This is a genomic window from Acidocella aluminiidurans (genome assembly GCF_055383125.1).
Window position 1 is genome coordinate 2081996 of record NZ_AP031589.1, and the last position, 25390, is coordinate 2107385.

21 protein-coding genes are annotated in these 25390 nt (G+C 64.3%); 17 read left to right on the forward strand and 4 right to left on the reverse strand.

Annotated elements, in window-relative coordinates; all coding sequences use genetic code 11:
* The first annotated feature begins 10 nt into the window (after positions 1–10).
* The 7 genes from ACZ46S_RS10325 (at position 11) to ACZ46S_RS10355 (ending at position 6602) form a co-directional block, all read left to right on the forward strand.
* Positions 11–439: a PTS sugar transporter subunit IIA gene (locus ACZ46S_RS10325; RefSeq protein WP_008495237.1), complete on the forward strand. Its 429-nt coding sequence runs from the start codon at positions 11–13 to the stop codon at positions 437–439.
* 7 nt (positions 440–446) lie between these two features.
* Positions 447–728 carry an HPr family phosphocarrier protein gene (locus ACZ46S_RS10330; protein WP_008495236.1) on the forward strand — a complete coding sequence of 94 codons (282 nt, stop codon included), beginning with the start codon at positions 447–449 and terminating at the stop codon, positions 726–728.
* The gene (ptsP, locus tag ACZ46S_RS10335; protein ID WP_464061655.1) at positions 715–2505 is read left to right on the forward strand and encodes a phosphoenolpyruvate--protein phosphotransferase; all 1791 of its coding nucleotides are present in this window, start codon (positions 715–717) and stop codon (positions 2503–2505) included. The genes ACZ46S_RS10330 and ptsP overlap by 14 nt, the downstream gene beginning before the upstream one ends.
* 46 nt (positions 2506–2551) lie before the next feature.
* Positions 2552–5113 (forward strand): helicase-related protein, encoded by a 2562-nt coding sequence (locus ACZ46S_RS10340; protein WP_464061656.1) that lies wholly within the window; start codon positions 2552–2554, stop codon positions 5111–5113.
* 1 nt (position 5114) lies between these two features.
* A complete protein-coding gene (locus ACZ46S_RS10345; RefSeq protein WP_295741008.1) occupies positions 5115–5387 on the forward strand; it encodes an RNA-binding S4 domain-containing protein in 273 nt (90 codons plus the stop codon).
* 76 nt (positions 5388–5463) lie between these two features.
* Entirely contained in the window at positions 5464–5796 is a 333-nt protein-coding gene (fdxA, locus tag ACZ46S_RS10350) for a ferredoxin FdxA (protein WP_008495230.1), read from the forward strand.
* Positions 5797–5930: 134 nt separating this feature from the next.
* Complete coding sequence (locus tag ACZ46S_RS10355; protein ID WP_464061657.1) at positions 5931–6602, forward strand: CarD family transcriptional regulator; 672 nt, start codon at positions 5931–5933, stop codon at positions 6600–6602.
* A gap of 33 nt (positions 6603–6635) precedes the next feature.
* Here the strand turns inward: ACZ46S_RS10355 and ACZ46S_RS10360 are convergent, their stop codons facing one another.
* The gene (locus ACZ46S_RS10360; RefSeq protein WP_464061658.1) at positions 6636–7280 is read right to left on the reverse strand and encodes a TetR/AcrR family transcriptional regulator; all 645 of its coding nucleotides are present in this window, start codon (positions 7278–7280) and stop codon (positions 6636–6638) included.
* Between the two features lie 189 nt (positions 7281–7469).
* On the opposite strand from ACZ46S_RS10360, the gene ACZ46S_RS10365 reads away from it, so the two are divergent.
* Genes ACZ46S_RS10365 through ACZ46S_RS10375 form a run of 3 tightly spaced genes read left to right on the forward strand, consistent with a single transcriptional unit; the run spans position 7470 to position 11730 of the window.
* Positions 7470–8588: an HlyD family secretion protein gene (locus ACZ46S_RS10365; RefSeq protein WP_295741000.1), complete on the forward strand. Its 1119-nt coding sequence runs from the start codon at positions 7470–7472 to the stop codon at positions 8586–8588.
* Complete coding sequence (locus ACZ46S_RS10370) at positions 8588–10150, forward strand: DHA2 family efflux MFS transporter permease subunit (RefSeq protein WP_464061659.1); 1563 nt, start codon at positions 8588–8590, stop codon at positions 10148–10150. Before ACZ46S_RS10365 ends, ACZ46S_RS10370 begins: the two co-directional genes overlap by 1 nt.
* Positions 10147–11730, forward strand: a complete 1584-nt coding sequence (locus ACZ46S_RS10375) for an efflux transporter outer membrane subunit (RefSeq protein ID WP_464061660.1) — start codon at positions 10147–10149, stop codon at positions 11728–11730. The genes ACZ46S_RS10370 and ACZ46S_RS10375 overlap by 4 nt, the downstream gene beginning before the upstream one ends.
* Before the next feature lie 98 nt (positions 11731–11828).
* Here ACZ46S_RS10375 and ACZ46S_RS10380 read toward each other — a convergent pair whose 3' ends face one another.
* On the reverse strand, positions 11829–12719 hold the full coding sequence (locus ACZ46S_RS10380) for an SPFH domain-containing protein (RefSeq protein WP_464061661.1): 891 nt from the start codon (positions 12717–12719) through the stop codon (positions 11829–11831).
* A gap of 83 nt (positions 12720–12802) precedes the next feature.
* Here ACZ46S_RS10380 and ACZ46S_RS10385 point away from each other — a divergent pair, with 83 nt between their 5' ends.
* The 4 genes from ACZ46S_RS10385 (at position 12803) to ACZ46S_RS10400 (ending at position 17888) form a co-directional block, all read left to right on the forward strand.
* A complete protein-coding gene (locus ACZ46S_RS10385; protein ID WP_464061662.1) occupies positions 12803–14038 on the forward strand; it encodes a DNA recombination protein RmuC in 1236 nt (411 codons plus the stop codon).
* A 2-nt stretch (positions 14039–14040) separates the two neighbouring features.
* A complete protein-coding gene (locus tag ACZ46S_RS10390) occupies positions 14041–15708 on the forward strand; it encodes a M3 family oligoendopeptidase (protein ID WP_464061663.1) in 1668 nt (555 codons plus the stop codon).
* Positions 15709–15843: 135 nt separating this feature from the next.
* Positions 15844–16428, forward strand: coding sequence for an SCO family protein (locus ACZ46S_RS10395; protein ID WP_464061664.1), 585 nt, complete (start codon positions 15844–15846; stop codon positions 16426–16428).
* A gap of 47 nt (positions 16429–16475) precedes the next feature.
* Entirely contained in the window at positions 16476–17888 is a 1413-nt protein-coding gene (locus tag ACZ46S_RS10400; RefSeq protein ID WP_464061665.1) for an NAD(P)/FAD-dependent oxidoreductase, read from the forward strand.
* 46 nt (positions 17889–17934) lie between these two features.
* On the opposite strand, the gene argJ is transcribed toward ACZ46S_RS10400, so the two are convergent.
* Positions 17935–19164 (reverse strand): bifunctional glutamate N-acetyltransferase/amino-acid acetyltransferase ArgJ, encoded by a 1230-nt coding sequence (argJ, locus tag ACZ46S_RS10405; protein WP_464061666.1) that lies wholly within the window; start codon positions 19162–19164, stop codon positions 17935–17937.
* Positions 19165–19170: 6 nt separating this feature from the next.
* Positions 19171–20082, reverse strand: a complete 912-nt coding sequence (locus tag ACZ46S_RS10410) for a peptidylprolyl isomerase (RefSeq protein WP_464061667.1) — start codon at positions 20080–20082, stop codon at positions 19171–19173.
* Between the two features lie 97 nt (positions 20083–20179).
* On the opposite strand from ACZ46S_RS10410, the gene ACZ46S_RS10415 reads away from it, so the two are divergent.
* From ACZ46S_RS10415 to ACZ46S_RS10425, 3 genes are all read left to right on the forward strand, one after another.
* Positions 20180–21031, forward strand: a complete 852-nt coding sequence (locus ACZ46S_RS10415) for a bestrophin family protein (RefSeq protein WP_464061668.1) — start codon at positions 20180–20182, stop codon at positions 21029–21031.
* An 84-nt stretch (positions 21032–21115) separates the two neighbouring features.
* Positions 21116–23791: a preprotein translocase subunit SecA gene (gene secA, locus ACZ46S_RS10420; protein WP_464061669.1), complete on the forward strand. Its 2676-nt coding sequence runs from the start codon at positions 21116–21118 to the stop codon at positions 23789–23791.
* Positions 23792–23913: 122 nt separating this feature from the next.
* On the forward strand, positions 23914–24816 hold the full coding sequence (locus ACZ46S_RS10425; protein WP_464061670.1) for a hypothetical protein: 903 nt from the start codon (positions 23914–23916) through the stop codon (positions 24814–24816).
* Positions 24817–25390 lie beyond the last annotated feature (574 nt).

Consider the following 25390-nt stretch of genomic DNA (forward strand, 5'->3'; position numbering starts at 1 on the left):
GCGAGAACCTATGATCGGTCTTGTTATCGTTACCCATGGCACATTGGCCCTGGCCATGCGCGACGCCATGGAGCATGTCGTCGGCAAACAGGCACAGCTGGCGACCGTCTGCATCGAATCCGATGCGGCGTTTGAGGGCCAGAAGGCGGAAATCGCCAAACGCATCGCCGAGGTGGATAATGGCGACGGCGTCATCCTGCTTACCGACATGTTCGGCGGCACCCCCTCCAACCTCGCCATGTCGATGTGCGCGCAGCCCAATATTGAAATCCTCGGTGGGGTGAATCTGCCGATGCTGGTCAAGCTGGCCAAGATCCGCGGCCAGATGACCCTGGCCGAGACGGTGCAGATCGCCGAGGCGGCCGGCAAGAAATATATTTGCAACGGCCATGATCTGCAGCCCCAGGCCCCGGCGGCCACCTGCAACGCGGCGGAGTAACAACAAAATGGACGGCTCCGTGATCACCGCCGAAATCGGCATCGTCAACCGGCGCGGCCTGCATGCGCGCGCCGCCGCCAAGCTGGTGACGCTGGCCGAGCAATATTCCGCCAATGTGGAAGTCGCGAAGGACGGGCAATCCGTATCCGCCCGCTCGATCATGGGGCTGATGATGCTGGGGGCTGGAATCGGCAGCAGCGTCACCCTCTCCGCCGAGGGTTTCGACGCACGGGAAGCGCTCGACGCCATTACGGCGCTGATCGAGGCCGGCTTCCATGAAAGCGACTAAGAAACCCGCCGCGCCCAAGGAAAAGCGGCTGCACGGCAAGCCGGTTTCAGCCGGCATCGCCATTGGCCCGCTGCATGAGGCGGCGGAACCGGCGCTGAATATCAGCCGCGACAAGCCCGCCCCGGAATCGATCCCGTCCGAGCTGGAGCGGCTGGACGAGGCCGTGGCGCGCTCGCGCAAGCAGCTGCAGAAGCTGAAATCCCGCCTGTCGGCGATGCCGAAGGACAGCCAGGCCGAAATCGCCCCGCTGCTGGACGTCTATCTGCACATGCTGGGCGCCTCGCGGCTGATGCGTGGCATCAAGGCCCGTATCCAGGAGGGCGAACTTGGCGCTGAGGCCGCTACCCATGAGGAAGCGGAGGCGCAGGCGGCATTGATCATGAGCCAGGCCGGCGGCGACAAGGCCAGCCGCACCCGCCGCGCCGACGAGGTGCAGGAGCTGGCCCGCCGGCTGATCCGCAACCTCACCCGCCAGCCTTTCCGGTCTTTCGAAGGGTTGCCGCAGGGCAGCATCCTCACCGCCCAGGATCTGCGCCCGGCCGAGGCGGCCTTGATCCAGCCGACGCGCTTCGCCGGTATCGTCACGTCCGAAGGCGGGCTGGACGGGCACACAGCGGTCATGTTGCGCGCGCTGGGCCTGCCCGCCGTGCTCGGCGTTGAAGGGCTGCTGGAAAAGGCCGCCCCCGGCTGCTTTGCCATCATCGACGGCGAGAGCGGCGATGTCATTCTCAACCCCAGCAAGGCCAGCTTCGATGCCGCGCGCAAAAAGCTCGCGGCGCAGACCCGTGCGCGGCGCAGCCTGGCCCGGCTGCAGCATCTGCCCGCGCAGACGCGTTGTGGCGTGCAGATCGAGCTGCAGGCCAATCTGGAACTGCCCTTCGAGCTGAAAATGATCGCCGAATCCGGCGCGCGCGGCATCGGGCTGCTGCGCTCCGAATTCCTGTTCATGAACCGCGAGAGCGCCCCGGACGAGGAGACGCAGTTTCGCATCTATCGCGACATCATCGAGGCGATGGATGGCGAGCCGGTGACCATCCGGCTGCTGGATTGGGGTTCGGACAAAGAGATCGACGTGCTCTCCCGCCTGCTGCCCGAGCATCCCGAGCCGAATCCGGCCTTGGGGCTGCGCGGGGTACGGGCCCTGCTACAATTCGAGGATCTGCTGGAAACCCAGCTCGCCGCCATAATGCGCGCCGCCATTGCCGGGCCGGTAAGGATCATGCTGCCGATGGTGACGGTCGCCCAGGAAATCATCGAGACGCGCGAGGTGATGCGCCGGGTCTGGCGGCGGCTGAAGCGGCGCAAGGCGGTGGCGTTGCCCGAGGCGATGCCGCCGCTCGGCATCATGGTGGAAACCCCCGCCGCCGCCCTGGCAGCCCCCTTGCTGGCCAAACATGCGGAATTCTTCGCCATCGGCAGCAACGACCTCACCATGTACACGCTGGCGGCGGACCGCTCCTCGCCTGGCGCGGTGAAGCTTTATGACCCGCTGGAGCCGGCGGTGCTGCGGCTGCTGCATCTCACCGCCAGCTTCGCCGCCGCCAGCAGCATTCCGGTCTCGCTCTGCGGCGAGTTGGCAGCCCGCCCGGCATTCACCCCCTTGTTGCTGGGGCTGGGGCTGCGCCAGCTTTCCATGCATGGCAACGCCGTACCGCTGGTAAAACAGGCCATCCGCGCCACCACCCTGCTCGCCTGCGAGGAACTGGCCAACCAGGCGCTGGCGGCGCCCGATGCCAAGTCGGTGCGCGAAATCCTCTCCCGCGCCCAAGGCGGCTGACCGGCCCCCGCTTGCAAAGCCGCCCCCACACGGTCATTTGAATCTCATGTCCGGCTTCCAACCCCGGGTGAAGGCCGTGCTCGGCCCCACCAACACCGGCAAGACGCATCTCGCCATCGAGCGTCTGCTCAGCCACGCCACCGGCATCATCGGCTTCCCGCTGCGCCTGCTCGCCCGCGAGAATTACGACCGCATGGTGAAAGCCAAGGGCATCAAAGCCGTGGCGCTGATCACCGGCGAGGAAAAGATCGTGCCACCCGGGGCGCGCTGGTTCTCCTGCACGGTGGAAGCGATGCCGCTGGACCGCAAGGTGGAATTCCTGGCGGTGGACGAGATCCAGCTCTGCGCCGACCCTGACCGCGGCCATGTTTTCACCGACCGTCTGCTGAACGCGCGCGGCCTGGTGGAGACGATGTTCCTGGGCGCCGACACCATCGCGCCGCTGATGCGCAAGCTGGTCCCCGGCGTTGAAATCGAAACCCGCCCGCGCCTGTCTCAGCTCACCTTCGCCGGGGCGGCCAAGCTCTCCCGGCTGCCGCCGCGCTCGGCCATCGTCGCCTTCTCCGCGGCCGAGGTTTACGCTATCGCCGAGGCGGTGCGCCGCCGGCGCGGCGGCTGCGCGGTGGTGATGGGGCGGCTTTCGCCCCGCACCCGCAACGCCCAGGTGGCGCTGTATCAGGATAAAGAGGTGGATTTCCTGGTCGCCACCGATGCGATCGGCATGGGGCTGAACATGGATGTGAACCATGTCGCCTTCGCCGGCATCCGCAAATTCGATGGCCGCCAGCCCCGCCTGCTCACCCCCTCAGAGGTCGCCCAGATCGCCGGGCGGGCCGGGCGCGGCATGCGCGACGGCAGCTTCGGCACCACCGCAGAGTGCCCGCCCCTCTCGGAAGAGGTGGCCGAACAGGTGGAATCGCATGAGTTCGAGAAGCTGGAGCAGATTTTCTGGCGCAACAGCGCGCTGGATTTCGCTTCCCCGCAGGCGCTGCTGGCCAGCCTCACTTTGCCCTCCAACCGCCAGGGGCTGGTGCGCGGCAACGAGGCGGCGGATGTGCAGACGCTGGACGCGCTGACCCGCGATGGCGACATCCAGCGCCGCGCCCAGGGCCGCGCCGCCACCCGTCTGCTCTGGGAAGCCTGCCAGATCCCGGATTTCCGCAAGCTCGCCACCGATACCCATGTCAAACTCGTCGCCAAGGTGTTCACCCACCTGCTGGCCAAGGAAAATCTGCCGGAGGATTGGGTTGCCCGCGAGATCGAAAATCTCGATCGTCTGGACGGCGATATCGATACGCTGATGCAGAGGCTGACGGACGTGCGCGTTTGGGCCTATATAACGGCGCGGGCGGATTGGATGAAGGATGCTGACACATGGGCCATGCGGGCCCGGGCGGTCGAGGATCGGTTATCCGATACGCTGCATGTGAAATTGATGACCCGGTTTGTTGATAAGAGGGCGGCACATTTGACGAGACGTTTGGAAGAGGCTGAGGCGGAGGAGCTGCAGGCCATCGTGGCACCGGATGGTCTGGTGAGCGTGGAAGGCCATGAGGTCGGCCGCATCGAAGGCTTTCTGTTCCATCCCGATCCCGCGACGCAGGGGCCTGAGAAGAAAATCCTGCTGCGCGCCGCCCGGCGGGTGCTGGCCCAAGAGATGCCCAGGCGCATCCTGGCGGCCGAGACCGCCGCCGACGAGGCGATCAGCCTCTCGGATGACCGGCATTTCGTCTGGGACGGGGTGAAGATCGCCCGGTTGAAAAAGACCGAGATCTTCCTCAAGCCCGGCGTCGAAGTGCTGCATTCGGAATTCCTGGACGGTCTGGCGCGCGAGCGCATCCGGACCCGTCTGGCCGCTTGGCTGGCGGCGGAGACTGAAAAGCGCCTCGGCGCGCTGCTGAAGGCCATGGAAAACCCGCCCGCCCCGCTGCGCGGCATCGTCCATCGCCTCTCGGAATCCGGCGGCGTGCTGCCGCCCGAGCCCTTCACCCCGGAGCTGCGCCAGGAGGCGAAGAAATTCGGCATCGATATGGGCCGCTTCGCCATGTATCTGCCGGCTGCGCTGAAGCCCGGCGCGGCGCGCCTGCGCGCCCTCTTCTGGGGTGTGTGGTACGACCGCAATCCGCCCGAGCTGCCCACACCCGGCCTGGTCTGCGCGCCGATGCCGGAGAATTGGAGCAATGAATTCGCCCTGGCCATGGGCTGGGTCCGTGCCGGGGACATCATGATCCGTCTGGACGTGGTCGAGCGTGTCACCCGCGAGCTGCATTATCTGATGCGCAAGAGCCAGATTTTGCTGCCGCCCAATCTGGGCAGCCGCATGGGGCTGAAGCCGGAGCAGCTGGGCCCGACCCTGAACGTACTGGGCTTCCGCCTCTTCCCCGCCGCCGAGGCGAACGAGAAATTCTACGGCCCGCCCGCCCCGGCAATGCTGGGCCGGCGCAAGCAGGACCATCACCAGGCCGCCCCGCAGCGCAACGCCCAAGCCGCACCGGCCGCGCGCCCGAACCGCGAGCCCAAGCGCGACGCCAAGCCGGAGAAACCAATGGAGATCGACGCCGACAACCCCTTCGCCGCCCTGGCGGCGTTGAAACTGGCCCGGCGCTGATTTGACGGACCCAGGAACAGACTGGCTGCGGCTGGACAAGTTCCTGGTTTTCGCGCGCTTCTGCAAAACCCGTTCGGTGGCGGAGGCGCTGGTGGACCAAGGCGGGGTGCGCATCAACCGCCAGCCCACCGACAAACCCCATGCCAAGCTCCGCCCCGGCGACGTGCTGACCCTGGCGTTGCCGCAAGGGGTAAAAGTGGTGGAAATTCTGTTCCTGCCTGAACGCAGAGGCCCCGCGACGCTGGCGCAGGCGCTGTATCGGGAGATTGGCTAATCCGCCGCCTTGACCACCCTCCCCTCCCACGCGCATAGGGGATCAAAATTCTTACGCGAGCTTTCAGGAGTACCCGATGACCTACGTGGTCACAGAGAACTGCATCAAGTGCAAATTCATGGATTGCGTCGAAGTCTGCCCGGTCGACTGTTTCTATGTCGGCGAGAACTTCCTGGCCATCAACCCGGATGAATGCATCGATTGTGGCGTCTGCGAGCCGGAATGCCCAGCCGAGGCGATCCTGCCCGACAGCGACGACCGCGCGATGGCCTGGCTGGAGCGCAACCGCGAGCTCTCCAAGAGCTGGCCGAACATCACCCGCAAGGGTACCCCGCCGGCCGATGCGAATGAGTGGAAGGACAAGCCGGGTAAAGAGGCGCTGCTTTCGCTGGAGCCGGGCACGCCCTGATCCGTTCCGCCCGGCGGGTGACGGGCGGCTGAATTTATGGTATGGATGTTCCATGTCAGCCGGGTGCGGGCGGCCGCGCCCGGCCTTCATATTTTGGCGGCGCCCCGTGGCGGGTGCCTCCCAGCGGAGTGGTGATGACGGATAAGCAGAAGAGCGGCGCTTCCAGGAAGGCCGCGAAACCCGACCAGGACGAAGCCGTGGCCGCGGCGCCCACCCCCGAAACCCCGAAAGCAGAGACCCAGCCCCCCGTGGTGATGCATGGCGGCGTGCCAGCCGGGCCGATCCGCCCGCTCGCCCCGCCCCGCGCCCCGGCCAAGGCGGAAATCTTCAAGGAAGGCGATTATGTCGTCTACCCGACCCATGGCGTGGGCAAGGTGGACCGGATCGCGGTGGAAGAGATCGCCGGCCATACGCTGGAGCTGATCTGCATCACCTTCGATGAAAACCGCATGACCCTGCGCGTGCCTACCACCAAGGCCCGCACCGCCGGCCTTCGCAAACTCACCTCCAAGAAGAGCTTTGACGAGGTCCTGGCGGTGCTGAAGGGCCGGGCGCGCATCAAGCGCACCATGTGGTCACGCCGGGCGCAGGAATATGAGGCGAAGATCAATTCCGGCGACCCGTCGGCCATCGCCGAAGTGGTGCGCGACCTGCACCGCAATGCCGGCCAGCCGGACCAGTCCTTCTCCGAGCGGCAGATCTATGAATCCGCGCTGGACCGCCTGGCCGCCGAATATGCGGCGCTCGAGCAGGTGGATAAGCCCACCGCGATCGAGAAGCTGCTGGCGCATCTGAAATCGGAATAAGAAAACAGGGCCGCGAGGCCCTTTTTTCTTGGCTCAGCGCGCGCCATCCAGGAATAACCTGACGATTTCCTTCACGCGGTCCTCAATCTCCTCGGGGCCAGGGGTTTCGCGCAAGCCCAGCACGCATTCAGTGTGCAAATTGCCGATCAGCATGCCGGCAAAGGCGGAGGCCGCGTAATCCGGCCGCGTCAGGCGCAGCGTGCCGCGTTTCACCTGCCCGGCGAAATAGCCTGTCAGCAGCCTGCGCAGCGCTTGCGGCCCGGCCCGCCAGAACGCCTCGCCCACCTCCTTCATCGCCGCGCTCTCAGCGAACACCAGCCGGTACATGCCCAAAGCCGCAGGGCAGGTGATGGTGGTCAGAAACCTCACCCCCAATGGTGGCAACACGTCTTCTGGTGGCCGCCCGTCCAGCTCATCGCCTTCGAAATCCCCGAAAATGGCGCGCACCCGCTCCGTCACCAGCGCCTCGAACAGCCCCTGCTTGCCGCCGAACAGCTGATACAGCGTCTGCCGCGAGCCGCCGGAGCGGGCGATCACATCATCGAGCGTGGTGCCGGCATAGCCTTTTTCCAGAAAGGTTTGGGCCGCGGCGTCCAGAAAAGCCCGCCGCCGCGCCTCCAGCCGGGGCCGCGCCGCCGCATCGTGAGGGTCTTTTTCAACGCGTTCGTCCTGCATCATCATCCCATAAACAGCGCATTACAGCATCGTAAAACCAGGCGGGGTTTCATGCAGGCCAGGGCTGCATATGTCTCATGCAGATCGCCACCAAGGCGGCTTCCCTTCATCGACAAGAAATGTACTGTCTGATACAGTACATTATTGTCAAAAGCTAGTGTCAAAGACCGTCTCGAAATTACGGAGCAGCAGGTGGCGAACGAAAATGGGCAGACGGATCAGGGCCAGGACAAACCGGCCCCCACGCAGCAGAATGACGCCAACACCGAGCAGAAGCCGCGCAGCAAACTGCCGCTGATCATCGCCGGCATCCTGCTGGTGGTGGTGATCATCGCCGGCATCATCTATTGGCTGGCGACGATGGGCGAGGTTTCCACCGACGACGCCTATACTGACGGCAACGCCGTCTCCATGGCCACCAACACCTCCGGCTACGTCACAGCGCTCTATGTCAACGACAACAGCTATGTGCATAAAGGTGATTTGCTGGCGGTGGTGGACCCGCGCGCGAACGAGGCGCAGCTGGCTCAGGCGCAAGCCAATCTGCAGCTCGCCAATGCCAACCTCACCGCCGCCCAGGTCAATCTAAGGGAAGAACAGGTTCGCGCCCCGGCGCAGCTTGAAACCGCGCAGGCGCAGCTGGCCCAGGCCAAGGCGCAGCTCTTGGACGCGCAGCGCAATTACCGCCGCCAGCTCTCGGTGGATCAGCGCGCCACCGCCCAGACCGATATCGACCAGAGCAACACCCAGCTCGCCAGCGCCGAGGCGCAGGTGAAGCAGGCCGACGCCAATTTGAAAACCGCCTCTCTGGTGCAGGACAATATCGACACCGCCCAACAGCAGGTGGCGCAGCGCGAGGCCGATGTGGCGCAGGCGCAGGCCAATCTGCGCGCCGCCAAAACCGCATTGTCCTACAATTATATCCGCGCCCCGCAGGATGGCTGGATCACCAAACGCAACGTCCAGCTCGGCACCTATCTGCAGGCGGGGACGCAGATTTTCTACATCGTGACCAAGGATTTCTGGGTCACCGCGAATTTCAAGGAAACCCAGCTCGCCCACATGAAAATCGGCGACAAGGTGACCATGGGCATCGATGCCTACCCGTCGATCACCCTGCACGGCCATGTGCAAAGCATCCAGCAGGGATCGGGGGCCGTGTTCACCGCCTTCCCGGCCGAAAACGCCACCGGCAATTTCGTGAAGATCGTGCGCCGGGTCCCGGTGAAGATCGTCATCGATAGCGGCCTGCCTGCCAACATGCCGGTGCTGCCCTACGGCATTTCTGTGACCCCCACGGTGCATGAATAATGCCCGCGGCCGCGCAGACGCGCCCGGCCAATCCGTGGGCGATCGCGCTCATCGTGACATTGGCGGCTTTCATGGAGGTGCTGGACACCACCATCGTCAATGTCTCGCTCACCCACATCGCCGGCTCGCTCTCCGTCTCCAACGATGACAGCGCCTGGGCGTTGACGACCTATCTGGTCGCCAACGCCATCGTACTCACTTTGTCCGGCTCGCTCTCACGCCGCGTCGGGCGCAAGCGCTTCTTTCTCATCTGCATCGGCGTGTTCACCCTCGCCTCGCTCGGCTGCGGGCTGGCGGTCAGCTTCACCCAACTACTGCTGTTTCGCGCCATCCAGGGATTTTTCGGCGGCGGCCTGCAACCTTTGCAACAGGCCATCATCCTCGATGCCTTCCCGCCGGAAAAACGCGCCGCCGCTTTCTCGCTCTCCGCTATCGCCATCGTCGTCGCCCCGGTGCTGGGCCCGCTGCTCGGCGGCTGGCTGACCGACACCTATAGCTGGCATCTGATCTTCCTCATCAATGTTCCCGTCGGCATCTTCACCTTTCTCGGCGTGATGAATTTCGTGCAGGATTCAGACGATGTGAAGCGCGACAAGGAAACCGCGCCACCCTTCGACTATATCGGCGCCATCTTCATCGCCTTGGCGCTGGGCTGCTTGGAAATCGCGGTCGATCGCGGCGAGGATTATGATTGGTTCGGCTCGCACTTCATCGCCATCATGCTGGGCATCTCCGCCCTCGCCTTCATCTTCGGCAGCCTCTATCTGCTTTATACAAAACATCCGGCAGTGGATCTGCGGGTGCTGAAGGATCGTAATTTCGCCTTCGGCTTCACCCAAATCGGCATCATGGGCCTGGTGCTCTATTCCTCCGCCGTGGTCATTCCGCAATTCGCGCAGATCGAGCTTGGCTACACCGCCACCCTCTCCGGACTGGTACTTGCCCCCGGCGCTGTCGTCATCATCATGCTGATCCCTTTGGTGCAGCGTTTAATGAAGGTGATTCCGGTAAAGTTCATCATCGCCTTTGGCGGGCTGGTGCTGGCGAGTTCGCTGTTCTACTCGATGCATCTGATCCCGCAGGAGAGCTTCGACCGGCTGGTGGAAATGCGCGCCGCGCAAACCGCCGGGCTTGCCTTCCTGTTCGTGCCTATCAGCACCGTCGCCTACTACACCTTGCCGCGTGAGGTGAATGGCGACGCCGCGGCCTTGTTCTCGATGAGCCGCAACGTCTTCGGTGGCATCGGCATTTCCATCTCAACCGCCATCGTCAGCGAACGCGAGCAGATCCATCAGAGCTATCTGGTCGATCATCTCAGCGGCGCTTCCACGCCCTACAACAATCTGCTCCGCCAGATCGCGCAATCGATGCAGAATCACGGCACCGCCTTCGCCCAGGCGCTGGCCGCCGCGCCGGGGCAGGTGGACCGGATGCTGGCCACCCAACGCGCCGTGCTCGCCTATAACGATTTGTTCTGGTATACTGGCCTGCTGGCCCTGCTGCTGATCCCCACGGCGCTGCTGATGTCCTCCCGTCAAGTCCGCAAGAAGAAGGCCTCATGAAACAGACCAAACGCCTCCCTCTGAGCCTCGCCTTGCTGCTCGGTGGCTGCACGCTGGGGCCGAATTTCAAGCCGCCGGCGCCGCCCGCCGGCACCGCCTACAATAATAGCGCCCCCGGCGTGGCGCAGAACGCCCCCAACCCGAACTGGTGGGCCGGCTTCAACGATCCTGTTCTCACCAGCCTGATGCGCGAGGCCATCGCCGGCAGCCCTTCCTTGCAGGAGTCGCTGCTGCGCGTCGAACAGGCGCATGAAAATGTCGTCACCAGCCGCGCCGCCGGCCTGCCGACTCTGGGCGCCACCGGCTCCTTCAAGCGCGAGCAGGAAGGGCTGAAAGGTCTGGCGGAATCTGGTGGCGCCTACAGCCAGCTGAACCAGCTCGCGCAGCAGGCCAACAGTATCTCGCCCGGCAGCGGCGCCACACTCAGCAATGGCGCCAGCAGCGCGCTGGATTCACTGGGCCAGCCGATCAATCTCTATTCCTACAGCCTCTCCTCGAGCTGGGAGCTGGATCTGTTCGGCAAGGTCCGCCGCCAGGTGGAAGCCGCCAAAGCCAATGCTGACGAGGCGACGGATGCGGCGCGGGAATCTCTGGTGATGCTGGAATCCCAAATCGCCCAGGCCTATTTCCAGCTGCGCGCCGCCCAGGCCGCGCTGGCGCAGCAGCAGCAGAACGTCCGGGCGACAGCGCTCACCTTGCAGCTCACCCAGAGCCAGGCCGCCCATGGTCTCGCGCCGCAAAGCGATGTCGAGCAGGCCCGCACCGCCTATCTCGGCCAGCAGGCGAAACTGCCCACCTACATCAAACAGGTGGCGCAGGATATGACGCAGATCGACATTCTCACCGGCAAGCCGCCCGGCGCGCTGGATGCACAGCTGGCGCAGGCAACGCCCTTGCCGACTCCACCCGCCTTGATCGGCACCGGCGTGCCCGCCAGCCTTGCCCGCCGCCGCCCGGATATTCGCGAGGCCGAAGACAATCTCCACGGCGCCACCGCGCAGATCGGCGTTGCCGTCGCCAGCTTCTATCCGGATATCTCGCTGACCGGCAGCGTCGGCTTCCATGCACTGGATGCCTCCTACCTCACCAACTGGGCCAATCTTTTCTACGCTTTCGGCCCCTCGATCTCGCTGCCGATTTTCGAGGGCGGCAAGCTCTCCTCCAATCTGCGGCTGGCGCGCATCTCCCAGGCCAACGCGGCGCTGCAATATCGCGCCACGGTGCTGAACGCCCTGGCGGAGGTGGAAAACGCCCTGGTCGCCTACCGGGAGGACCAGCAGGCCCTGGCGGATGCGCAAGGCACCGCCCAGGCCGCGCAAATTTCCTTCAACCTGGCGCAAAGCCGTTACCAGCACGGGCTCGCCAGCCTGCTGCCGGCCCTGCAGGCGCAGGACAGCCTGGTGTCCGCCAACCAGCAGGAAATCCAGGCCCAGGCGCAGCTCGATGTCGATGCCGCCACGCTCTACACCGCTCTCGGCGGTGGCTGGCAGGAGAGCGAGCAGGCGGTGACGCCGCCGCCGATCAACCCTGCCCCGCCGATCGCACCGGGTGCGGCGGATACGCTGGCAGACCCGCGCTAAAGCGATAGGGGTTTAGATTGACGCGCCAGCGTCAAGATAAACACCAGAAATTGCTCGCCAAAACAAAATTCAGAGCCTCAAGCTAAAAGCTTGAGGCGCTAAGCCTCCGGCACCGAGCCTGCCGGCGGCGCCGGTTGGCGCTGCGGTGACGTGCCTGCCTGCTGGGCCGCGGCGTTCAGCGCCAGCACCTCACCCAGCGCCTGGGTCATCGTCGTCGGCACCAGAATCGTCGCGCCGCGATCCTTGTTCATGTCGTAAATCAACCCCATCTGCCGGATCTGCAAAGCCACAGGATTTTCCTGATAGATTTGCGCCGCGTCGACAATCTGCTGGGCGATGGCGATCTCCGCACTCGCCAGCGTCACCCGCGCCTGTTTCTCTTTCTCCGCCTGGGCGTTGCGGCTCATCGCATCGTTCAGCTCACGCGGGATTTTCACATCCCGGATCTCCACCGCGATATCCCCCAGCCCCCAGCCATCGGATTTGCGGCGGATCAGCGCCTGCAGCCTCTCATCCATCGCCTCGCGGTTGGAGAGAATATCGCTCATCGTGGTGGCGGAGATCACCTCGCGCAGCGAGGTCTGCGCCACCTGGGCGATCATGTTCTGATAATCCGTCAGCTCGGTGGCGGCGCGTTTCACATCCACTACCCGCCAGAACAGGATGGAATCCATCGTCACGGACACCGCATCGGCGGTCAGCGTATCCTCGGCGGAAATGCGCGTGCTCTGCCGGCGCGTATCCACCACGGCATAGACGGTCTCGATCGCCGGGATCAGGAAATACAGCCCCGGCCCGCGCACCCCGGCAAAGCGGCCCAGCCGCAGCACCACCGCGCGCTCCCATTCCGCCGCCGTGCGCAGGGTCAGCGCCAGAATGACGGCAATGACGATGAAGACAGCGCCGATGCTGTAGGCATGCGAAACATAGCTGATGGCCACGCCAATCAGCGCGACGATAACGGCAATGACGGTCACGGCATTATTCATGTCCAGCTCCTCCAGCCTGGCCCCAGCCTAGCAGATATCGCCCTGGCCTGCGACTCGGCCGGCTTTGGTGCTAGCCTGCGCGCATGGATACCTTGCTTCCCGCCCTCGCTCTGCTCGCCGCCCTTGGCGCCCTGGTTTTCGCTGGCCTCGCCTGGCGCGCCGCGCATGGCGCGCCACTTCGTTTGAAGCTGGAGCTGGACAAGCTCCTCGCCGGCAGCCGTGCCGAGGCGGAATTCACCCGCTCGGCGCTGGCCGCCATGGAAGGCCGGCTGGCCCAGGCGATCCAGAGCGGCACCACCGACGCGCTGGCGAAATCCTTCGAGCAGATTTCGGTCGCCACCCAGAATGTCGCCGCCACCATCGATGGCTTGCGCCGCCAGGCGGGCGAAGAGGCGCAGAAGACCATCCAGACCATCGAAACCCGCCTCGCCGCCATCCAGACCAGCGTGAATGAAAAGCTGCATGAGGCGGTGGAGCAGCAAATGACCGCCTCCTTCGCCCGCGTGCTGGAGCAGTTCGCCCAGGTGCAGCAGGCGATGGGCGAGGTGCAATCCGCCGCCAAGCAGGTCGGCGACCTCAAGCGGCTATTCTCCAACGTGAAAACCCGTGGCGGCTGGGGCGAGGCGCAGCTGGCTGCCCTGCTGGAGCAGATTTTGCCCCCCGGCACCTACCAGCCGAATTTCGCGCTGAAGGATACCTCCCGCGAGCGGGTGGATTTCGCCTTGCGCATGCCCTCGCGCGAGCTGCTTTGGCTGCCGATCGACGCGAAATTCCCGACCGAGGATTATGACCGGCTGCTCACCGCCGCCGATGGCGCGGATGCCGAGGCCGAGCGCGCCGCCCGCGACGGGCTGGCCCTGCGCATCCGCGGCGAGGCCCGCAAGATCCGCGAGAAATATATCTGCCCGCCGGAGACCGTGGATTTCGGCGTGCTCTATCTGCCGTCGGACGGGCTTTTCGCCGAGGTGGCGCGCATTCCCGGCCTCATCGACGATGTCCGCGCCCGCGAGCGCGTCATCGTGCTCGGCCCGTCTCTGCTGCCGGCTTTGCTGCAGACCATCCATCTCGGCCATGTTACGCTCGACCTTGAAAAGCGCGCCGGCGAGATCGGCCAGATCCTCGGCGCCACCAAGACCGAGATGGTGAAGATGGACGACGCCCTGGCCAAGCTTGCCGCCAATGCCAGCACGATGAGCAATAATATCGAGAAGGTCCGCACCCGCACCCGGGTGATGCACCGGGTTCTGAAAACCGTGGAAGTGGTGGAGGCCGGCAGCGCCCAGGCGCTGCTTGGTCTCTCCGAAGAGAGCGAGGATTGAGCATGAAATTTTCAGATATTGAGGCGACAACCCCAACCCGCGAGAGCCTCGCCGCCACCTATGCGGCGCTGAATGCGCGGCTGGATGCCGGGGATCTCGCCGCCGCCATCGGCGATTGGGAAAATGCCCGCCGCGCGGCCGAGCAATGGAGCGCGCTCACCCATCTGCGCTTCGAGCAGGACACCCAGGACGAAGCCCGCAAGGCCGCCCAGGATTATCGCGACGAAATCGCCCCGGTCATCACCAACCACGAAACCGCCTTCAAAACCCGGCTGCTGGCGCATCCCGACCGGGCCAGCGTGGAAAAACTGGCCGGCGCGCATGCGCTGCGGCTCTGGGAGACGGATATCACCACCTTCTCCCCCGCGATCGAGGCCGATCTGCAGGCGGAAGCGAAATTGCAGGCCCGCTATGTGGCGCTGCTCGCCTCGGCGAAGATCGAGATCGACGGCAAGACCACCAACCTCTCCGGCCTCGCCCCCTACCAGCAAAGCCTGAACCGGGAGATGCGCCACGCGGCGGAGGCAGCGCGCTGGCGCTTCTTCGCCGAAAATGCCGCCGCCTTCGACGAAATTTACGACGAGCTGGTCAAGCTGCGCACCCAGATGGCGCAAAAGCTCGGCTTTTCCAGCTTCACCGAACTCGGCTATCGGCGTATGCGCCGGGTGGATTACAGCGCCGCCGATGTCGCCACCTACCGCGACCAGGTACGCCAGCATGTCACCCCGCTGGTCGCCCGGTTTTTCGAGCACCGCCGCGCGCAGGAAGGCTGGGAGCGGCTCTTCGCCTGGGACGAGCCGCTGGTGGACCCGCAAGGCAATGTCGAACCCGCCGGCGATGAAGCCTTCCTGCGCACCCAGGCACAGGCGATGTTCGAGGCGATGAACCCGGAGCTGGCCGCCTTCTATCGGCTGATGAACGAGAACGGCTTTCTCGACCTCGATAACCGGCCAGCGAAAGCCCCTGGCGGCTTCTGCACCTCGTTCCCCGTCGCCGGGCTGCCCTTCATCTTCGCGAATTTCAACGGCACCCATCACGATATCGACGTGTTCACCCACGAGATGGGCCACGCCTTCCAGAATTACCGCTCCCGCACCCAGCCCAGCTTCGACTATCTCTGGCCGACCTGCGAATCCGCCGAGATCCATTCGATGAGCCTGGAGCATCTCGCCTACCCCTATATCGGGCTGATGGTGGGGGAGGAAAATGCCGCGCGCTACCGGCGCATGCATCTGATCCAGTCAATCGCCTTCCTGCCCTACGGTGTCTGCGTCGATCATTTCCAGCACGAGATCTACGCCAACCCGCAAGCCACCCCCGCCGAACGCCATGCCATGTGGAAGCGGCTGGAAGCGCTCTACATGCCCTGGCGCGACTGGGGGGACCTCGCCTATCCGGCGCAAGGCGGGCGCTGGCAGGCGCAGGGCCATATTTTCGGCTCGCCGTTTTACTATATCGACTACACGCTGGCGGAATGCTGCGCCCTGCAATTCTGGGTGAAAGCAAGGGCGGATTATGAAGCCGCCTTGCAGGATTATGTCACACTCTGCGGGCGCGGCGGCTCGGAACCGTTTCTGGGGCTGACGGCCTCGGCCGGGCTCACCTCGCCCTTCCAGCCCGGCGCGCTGGAAGAAGCGGTGCGGGCGGCGCAGATGGTTCTCGATCTGTAGAGCGAGATGGGTTCACACCCACTCGCTCTACTCATCCTTTGGCGAGCAATTTCATGTGTTTATCTTGACGCTAACGCATCAAGATAAACACATATTGCTCTAAGCCTTGCCACTCGGCAGGGGCTGGCGCAGAACATGAGCATGCTGCGCCGGTCCCTGCTTCTCAGCCCCTTGGCCCTTGCCGCCTGCCATCATCAGCTCTCCGCCCAGGATGTGAATGTGCGCGGGCTGGTGCCCGACCTCGCCTTCACCATGACCGACACGAAAACCGGCAAAACCGTGACCGCGGCCGATTTCGCGGGCGATGTCGTGCTGCTTTATTTCGGCTACACCAACTGCCCGGATGTCTGCCCGACCACGCTCTACAACCTGCAACGTGTGCAGAAGGCGATGGGCGCATCGGCCGCGAAGGTGAAAATCCTGTTCGTCACCGTCGATCCGGACCGCGACACGCCGGGCGTGCTCAACCAATATGCGGCCTTGTTCGGTGATAACGTCATCGGGCTGCGCGGCAATGCGGACCAGCTCTATGATCTGGCGCGGCGCTATCGGGTGGTGTTCTCGGTGGTCAAGACGCCGGTCTATACCGTCACCCACTCCGCCGCCATCTATGTGTTCAACGCCAAGGGCGCGCCGGAATTCATCATCGCCGGGCTGGACACGGCGAAGCCGGATATCGAGGGTGTGGCGCGGGATCTGCGCGCGGTCGCGCAGGCTTAGTGCTGCGGCGTCATGCCAAGCTGGCCGCTCTCTGTTAGCTTGCCTTCATGGATGAAGATTGGCGCAAGATCAGCCTCTGGTGGGACGGGCTGGATGACCCCCTCACCCCGCGCCCGGCGCTGTCGGGTGACCTCACGGTCGACATCGCCATCATCGGCGCCGGCTATACCGGGCTCTGGACCGCCTATTACCTGAAAACCCGCGCCCCGCATCTCAACATCGCGGTGCTGGAGGCCAAGCGGACCGGCTTCGGCGCCTCGGGCCGCAATGGCGGCTGGGTGATGGGGGCGGTACTAGGCGAGGACCGGCTGGTCGGGCATCTGCCCGAACCGCAGCGGCGCGAAAGCTGGGCGCTGCTGCACGCGATCCCGGACGAGGTTGGCCGCGTCACCACCCAGGAAGCCATTGGCTGCGATTTCCGCAAAGGCGGCACGCTCTATTGCGCGGCGCGCTATCCAGAGCAGGAAACCCGGCTGCGCGGCTGGCTGAACGAGCTTTACGCCGAAGGCTATCAGGAGTCGGACGCCTGGTGGCTGCCGCCTGAGGAATTGTCCCAGCAGCTTCGGCTGCAAGGTGCGCTGGGCGCGCTCTACACCCCGCATTGCGCCACCATCCAGCCGGCCAAGCTGGCGCGCGGCCTGGCCGTGGCGGTGGAGCGGCTGGGGGTACGGATCTATGAGCATACGCCCGCCACCGGCTGGGCCCCCGGGCAGGTACAAACGGCGCAGGGCAAGGTGAGCGCCGATTGGGTGATCCCGGCGGTGGAAGGCTATGCCGCCAGCCTGCCGCCTCTGGGCGAGTATCAGCTACCGGTGCAAAGCCTGCTCATCGCCACCGAACCGCTGCCCGCCGATATCTGGGCCGGCATCGGCCTGTCCCACGGCCAATCCTTCAGCGAATTCTCCCGGCAAGTGACCTATGGCCAGCGCACGGCAGATGACCGGCTGGTCTTTGGCGCACGCGGCGGCTACCGCTTCGGCGGCAGGCTGCGCACGGATTTCACCCTCACCGAAGCCGAGGAAGGTTTGCGCCGGCATCTCCTCACCGATTTGTTCCCGCAGCTGCGCGATGTCAAAATCACCCATCGCTGGGGCGGCAATCTCGGCATGTCCCGCCGGTTTCAGCCGCATATGCTGCTGGACCGGCGCAACCGCATCGCACTCTCCGGCGGCTATGGCGGGGAAGGTGTCGGCGCCGCCAATCTCGGCGGCCGTACTTTGGCCGATCTGATCCTGGGGCGGGATACACCGCAGACGCGCCAGCCCTGGGTGATCCAGGACCGCCCCCTGCGCCAGGCCTTGCGCCGCTGGGAGCCGGAGCCGCTGCGCTGGCTCGGCTATAACGCCATCATCGTCAGCTTCACCCATGAGGACCAGGTGCTGGCCAACCCCTCCAGCCCGCCTTGGCGCCGCCAGCTGGCCCAGGCCCTGGCCGCGCGCATGGAAGCGCTGATGCGCTGAGCCGGTTACAACATCTCACAAAAAAGGCCCCTTCCGGGGCCCTTTTTCAGCTCCGGTAGGAGCCGTTAATGTCGATATAGCCGTGGGTGAGATCGCAGGTCCACACCGTGGCATGGCCCTCGCCCAGCCCGATATCGACCACCAGCTCGATCTCGCGGCCTTTCATATGCGCCACCACCGGGGTCTCGTCATAGCCCGGCACCACGCCGCCAGCCTTGGCCATCCAGACACCGCCAACCGCAACACCCAATTTGTCCCGGTCCGCCGGCTCGCCGGCCTTGCCGACCGCCATGACAATCCGGCCCCAATTCGCGTCCTCACCGGCGATGGCGGTTTTCACCAGCGGCGAGTTGGCGATGGCGAGCGCGATCTTCTTCGCCGAGGCATGGCTCACCGCGCCTTCGACCTTGATTGTCACCAGCTTCTGCGCCCCCTCGCCGTCGCGCACCACCAGCATCGCCAGCTCATGCAGCACCTCGTGCAGCGCCCGGCGGAAATCCGCCAGCTGGCCAGGGTCTTCGGTCGGCTTGTTGCCGGCGGCACCGGTCGCGAACAGCAGCACCGTGTCCGAGGTCGAGGTATCGGAATCGATGGTCACGCAATTGAACGTGCTGTCCACGCTCTTGCTCAGCATCGCCTGCAGGGCGCCGGCGGGAATGGCGGCATCGGTGAAGATGAAGCTCAGCATCGTCGCCATGTCCGGGGCGATCATCCCCGACCCCTTGGCGATGCCGTTGATCCGCACCTCCACCCCGCCCAGTTTCGCGGTGCGTGTGGCCCCTTTCGGGAAGGTATCGGTGGTCATGATCGCCTTCGCCGCGTCGGCAAAGCGATCCTCGGCCAGATCCGCCTTCAGCTGATCCATCACCGCGACGATCCGCTCCGCCGGCAGAGGCTCGCCGATCACCCCAGTGGACGCCAGGAAGACCTCGCCGGTCCGCGCCCCCAGCGTGGCGGCGGCGGCCTTCGCCGTCGCCTCCACCGCGCGGGCGCCGGCGGCGCCGGTGAACACGTTAGCATTGCCGGCATTCACCACCAAAGCCCGGGCGGTGCCGCCGGGCAGGACTTCCCGGCACCAGGTGACCGGCGCGCCGGGGCAGAGATTTTTGGTGAATACCCCGGCGACGGCCGTACCTTCCGCCAGCTCGGCCAGCAGCACGTCGGTTCGCCCTTTATAACGAACCCCCGCCTCCGCGGTCGCCAAACGCACACCGGCGATCGGCGGCAGCACAGGCATAGGGAGCGCCAAGGGCGAGACGGGCAGCTGGCCGGCCATCTCGGCTTACTTGCTCTTGTCGGCGCCGGCGGCGGGGGCGGCCGGGGTCTGCGGCACCGGCTTTCCATCCGGCCCGAAGACCTGGATCTTCACCTGGCCGCGCACCTGATCCAGCACGTTCTGCACCGCCTGGTCGGTCAGCTTCTGGCGGATATCCTGCTGCACATCGGCGAGCGCCGGGGTCGGCGCGGTGCGGTGGCCTTCATTCAGGATCACGTGCCAGCCGAACTGGGTCTGCACCGGGGTCTTGGTGTATTCGCCCTTCTTCAGCGCAAAGGCGGCATCGGCGAAGGCCGGCACCATCTCATCCTTGGAGAACCAGCCGAGCTCCCCGCCATTCTTGGCGCCGGGGTCGATGCTGTCCTTCTCCGCCAGCTTGGCGAAATCCGCGCCCTTGTTGAGCTGCTTGATGATGTCCTCGGCCTCGGCCTTGGTCTTCACCAGGATATGGCGGGCATCCACCTGCTCCGGGCCGGGCTTGTTGGCGTAATGCTGGTCGTAATAGGCCTGCACGGCGGTGTCGGTCACCTGCGCGGCGACGGCCTTCTGCACATAGGCGTTTTCCAGCTGGATATTGGCGGCATCCTGCATGCGCTTGGCCACCTCGGGGTCCTTCTGCAGGTCCTCCTTCTGGGCGGCGATCAGCAGGGCCTTGCGGTCGATTTCCTGGTTGACGAGCATCGGCAGCAGCTGCTCGGGCGGCAGTTGCTGGGCTTGCGGCGGCAGGCTCTGCGCGTCGGCCTGGATTTCGCTCATATGGATCGGCGCGCCGTTCACGGTGGCGACCACCGGGTTGGCATCGGCCGGCGCGGCGGGGGCGGCAGCCGGCGCGGCGGGCGCGGTGGTTTGCGCGTGCGCGGCCGGCGCGGCCAAGGCCAGCGCAAGAGCCAGAGCGGAGAGCGTGGACGAATGGCGCATCTATAAAAACCTTATTTTGCGATGTCGCTCCTATGAGCCAAAGCCCCGCGCCCGGCAAGACTGGCCCCGGCCAGGCGTCCGGTGTAGGAGGCCGGCCATGATTGTCCGCCCCCGGCCCACCGGCTTTGGCCTGATCTTCCTGCTGCGCGGCTCGGTGCTGCCGACCATCGCCCCCCGGCTCATCTTCGTCGGGCTGATCGCCATCCTCGCTGTGGGGCTGCACCATCTCTGGCCTGGCCTGATCGGCGTCCCCAGCCCGGCGCCGTTCACCATGCTGGGCATCACCGTGCCGATCTTCCTCGGCTTCAGGAACAATGCCTGCTACGATCGCTGGTGGGAGGGGCGCAAACAATGGGGGGCGCTGATCGCCGCCGCGCGCAATTTCCTGCGCGACCTCACCGCCTTGTTGCCGGAAGAAGACCCGCTCCACCGCCAGGGCGCGCGCCTGACCGCCGCCTTCGCCAGCCAGCTCCGCCACGAGCTGCGCGGCACCGCCCCGGCCAGGCCCGGCCGCCTGCTGACCGAACTGGCGCATAATTTCGGCGCCCGCCAGCGCGACGGGCGGATCTCCGACATCACCTACCGGCTGTTTTCCGACCATCTCGGCACCATGGCCGGCATCCAGAGCGCCTGCGAGCGGCTGCGCGGGGCGCCGATGCCCTTCGCCTATTCGCTGATGCTGCACCGTATGGTCTGGCTGTTCTGCATCCTGCTGCCCTTCGGCATGGTGGATACGCTGGGCATCTGCACCCCGATCCTCAGCCTGACCCTGGCCTATTCCTTCCTGGGGCTGGATGCGCTGGGCGAGGAGCTGGAAGCCCCGTTCTCCGACACCGCCAACGGCCTGCCGCTGGATGCGATGGTCCGCGCCATCGAGATTGCCGTCGCCGAGGCGCTGGGCGAAACCCCGCCGGAGCCCTTGGCGGCCAAGGATTTCGTGCTGCTCTGAGGCGCGGTTATTTGACCCTGCCAGCCCCCGCGACTATGTCAACGCTCGTCCTTTATCATCAGCCGTGCGGATTTTCTGTCCATCATGCTCTCCAGCCTCGCCCGCGCCGTTTTCGGCTCCAGCAATGACCGCGCCCTGAAAAGCTTCAAGCGCCGGGTCGCCGCCATCAATGCGCTGGAGCCCGCCCTGCAGGCGCTGGACGACGCCGCCCTGGCCGCCAAAACCGCCGAATTCAAAGCCCGGATCGAAGCCGGCGAGAGCCTGGACGATCTGCTGGAGGAAGCCTTCGCCGTGGTCCGCGAGGCCTCGCGCCGGGTGCTCGGCATGCGCCATTTCGATGTGCAGCTGATCGGCGGCATGGTGCTGCATGAAGGCCGCATCGCCGAAATGAAGACCGGCGAGGGCAAGACGCTGGTCGCCACGCTGGCGGTCTATCTGAACGCGCTCGCCGGCAAGGGCGTGCATGTCGTCACCGTGAATGACTACCTCGCCAGCCGCGACGCCCAGCAGATGGGCCAGCTCTACGGCTTCCTCGGCCTGTCCACCGGCGTCATCATCCCCGCCGTCGAGGAGCAGCACCGCCGCGCCGCCTACGCCGCGGACATCACCTACGGCACCAACAACGAATTCGGCTTCGATTATCTGCGCGACAACATGAAGTACCGGCTGGAGGACATGGTCCAGCGGCCCTTCTTCTACGCCATCGTCGATGAGGTCGATTCGATTCTGATCGACGAGGCCCGCACCCCGCTGATCATCTCCGGCCCCTCCGATGAGCCCACCGGCCTCTACGCCCAGGTGGATGCGGTGGTCGAGGCCTTCCTCGCCCGCGGCCAGCTCGCCGAGGACGGCAAGCACGAATATTACGAGAAGGACGAGAAAGCCCGCACGGTGAACATGACCGAGCTGGGGGCCGAGACGGTCGAAGAGATGCTCCAGCAGACCGGCCTGCTCACCGGCGGGCTGTATGACCGCAGCAATGTCGCCCTGGTCCATCACGTCCAACAAAGCTTGCGCGCCCGCACCTTGTTCGCCCGCGATGTCGATTACATCGTCCGCGACGGCAAAATCGTCATCATCGACGAATTCACCGGCCGCATGCTCGAAGGCCGCCGCTATTCGGATGGCCTGCACCAGGCGCTGGAAGCCAAGGAGCGGGTGGAGGTTCAGCAGGAGAACCAAACCCTGGCCTCCATCACCTTCCAGAATTATTTCCGCCTCTACCCCAAGCTCTCCGGCATGACCGGCACGGCGATGACCGAAGCGGACGAGTTCGAGCAGATCTACAAGCTCAGCGTCGTCGAAATCCCCACCAACGTACCGGTGGCGCGCGACGACCAGCATGACGAAGTCTATCGCTCGGCGGCCGAGAAATATGAGGCGGTTGCCAGCCTGATCCAGGAATGCCGGGAGCGCGGCCAGCCGGTGCTGGTCGGTACCACCTCGATCGAGAAGAGCGAGATCATCTCCAACCTGCTCACCGCCAAGGGCATCCAGCACAGCGTTCTGAACGCCCGCTTCCACGAGCAGGAAGCCAAGATCGTCGCCCAGGCCGGCGCGCCGGGCGCCATCACCATCGCCACCAACATGGCCGGGCGCGGCACCGACATCAAACTCGGCGGCAATTACGAGATGCGCCTGGCGCTGGAGCCGAATATCGACCCCGCCGCCCTGCGCGCCGAGATCGAGGCCAACCATGCGTTGGTGAAGGCCGCCGGCGGCCTCTTCGTCATCGGCACCGAGCGCCATGAGAGCCGGCGCATCGACAACCAGCTGCGCGGCCGCTCCGGCCGCCAGGGCGACCCCGGCGCCTCACGCTTCTTCCTCTCCCTGGAAGACGACCTGATGCGCATCTTCGGCTCCGACCGGATGGGCGGCATGCTGCAGAAGCTGGGGCTGAAGGATGGCGAGGCGATCATCCATCCCTGGATCAACAAGGCATTGGAGAAGGCGCAGAAGAAGGTCGAAATCCGCAATTTCGACATGCGCAAGAACGTGCTGAAATATGATGACGTAATGAACGACCAGCGCAAGGAGGTCTACGCCCAGCGCCGGGAGTTCATGCGCGCCGAGGATGTCTCGGACATCGTCACCGAGATGCGCAACGATGTCATTGCCGCGATGGTGGAAAACCGCGTGCCGGAAAAGGCGTTCGCCGAGCAATGGCAGACGGCGGAGCTGGCGGCGGACATTGCCCGCGTGCTGGGGCTGGATCTGCCGGTTGCCGACTGGGCGGCGGAAGAGGGCATCGACGAGGTGCATCTGCGCGAGCGCATCGAGCAGGCCGCCGCCGAGGCCGCCGCCGCCAAGGCCGCCGGTTTCGGCCCGCAGCTCACCGCCTATATCGAGAAATCCGTGCTGCTGCAGACGCTGGATACGGTCTGGAAGGAGCATCTGCTGGGCTTGGATTATCTGCGCCAGGGCATCGGCCTGCGTGGCTATGGCCAACGCGACCCGCTGAATGAATATAAGCGCGAAGCCTTCTCGATGTTCGCCGCCATGCTGGATGACCTGAAGGAACGCGTCACGGTGGCGATGGCGCATGTGAGCGTGCAGATGCCGGCCGAGCCGCAGGCCGAGGCGACGCAGGAGCTGCACCCGGCCCCCGGCGCCCCGGCGCTAAGCGACCCGGTGGTGGAAGGCTTCTCCTCGGACGAGGTGGACCCTGCCCGCCCCGAAACCTGGAACGCCACCCCGCGCAACGCCTTCTGCCCCTGCGGCTCCGGCAAGAAATACAAGCACTGCCACGGGCGCCTTTAAAACTAGCGCTTATCAATAGCTTACGTCGTAGGAAACGCTTCCGCTTGCCTATACAGTGCTTAGACAGTCCCTAAACTTATCAACGGGTTGTCTAGGCACTTCTAGGCAAAAGCTAGGCAAAATTGAACGAGAAAATACGTTTGGAAGGCGGCAGGCTTGTGCTGTCGCTGCGTGGACGAAATTATGAGGCGCGTATCAGCCTCGGTTCTGGTGAATATCTCTGGCGTGGCCTGAAGACGGGCGACCTTGATAAAGCCAAGCAAATTGCTCTGAAGTTGCTGCATGAGGTCGAGTTTAAGCAGCAGCATGGGTTGGTGATTCAGGATCGCACCCTCAACGAGGTCATTGATGAATATGTAGCGCTGCGCCAACGGCAACATGACGGTGCAGGGCTGAAGCAGAAAGACGAGCATTACACCTCCCCTGCTATGCTTAGGCAGATCAAGCGCGTGGTGAAGTTCTGGCGTGCCTATGCTGGCGATAAGCCCGTCAGCAGTATCGGAGATGCACAGCTCAAAGGCTACATTGATTGGCGTCGCGCCTATTATTCGAAGATGAAGGTGCTACCAAAGAACGCCAGGCTTCATCCAACAGATAAAACCATTCTTTGGGAAAGCACACTTGGGCGTACACTTTTGAGATTTGCGACTGAACGTGGTTATCGGGGCAAAGAGCCGATGCCATCATATCGCTTCAAGATGAAAACGCATCGTGTCAGGCCAGCATTTACACCTCATGAAATTGATATCTTGTTGAATAAACTGGAGTACTGGATTGAAGAGTGCAAAAACGATCAGTGGCGATACTCGAGGATATTGCTTCGTAACTATGTTCAAGTTTTGCTCAACAGCGGCATGCGAGTTGGTGAAGCGAACAATTTAAGGCGGCGCGACGTTTCGTCATTCATAGATGCAAATGGGCGGCTCAATTATCGCTTTCTTGTAAGGGGAAAGACGGGCGAACGAGAAGCCATTCTGCGGAGCATTGCTAGCCAGTACGTCGAAAGCTGCCCGACGGCTATCTAGATGGCAGCGGCAAAAGCAGGCTTTCTTCCTGGTAACCCCGAATTGCAATCCCCCCTCAAGCATAATATTATCATTTGACTAGATTGCCGATGCGGTAGGAATACTGATCATGCCCGAATGGACGTCGTACGGATGCAAAATTTCTTTATCGAATCGTCTACGCCCCGGTGATTGCGCTGCTTTAGAAGATGTGTGCCATGTTGCGCACGTTTCTGACGCTCGTAGGATCATTGAAGATAGGAAAGTCAAGGCTAGATTAGTATATGATGAAAGCAGGCTCAACAAAACACGGATGCATGTTTCTTGGGTCTCTGCCAATTATTGGGCTACGGGATCGATTTATGGCACGGTTTCGTTCAACTTCCGATGGGCCGATCTCGTAAAGGATAAGCAGATTTATTGGGTGGAAGCCATGGCCGCTTACCGCCCGCATGCATATCGTTTTCTTGTTACAAATCGCGACCCCAGCACTCTCAAACACGTCATCGCATATGATCCAGAGACCGAAGACGGCCCGTTGAGAAAACAGGGAAATGTTTGGCTTTGGAGAAGACGGCCCGTTGAGAAAACAGGG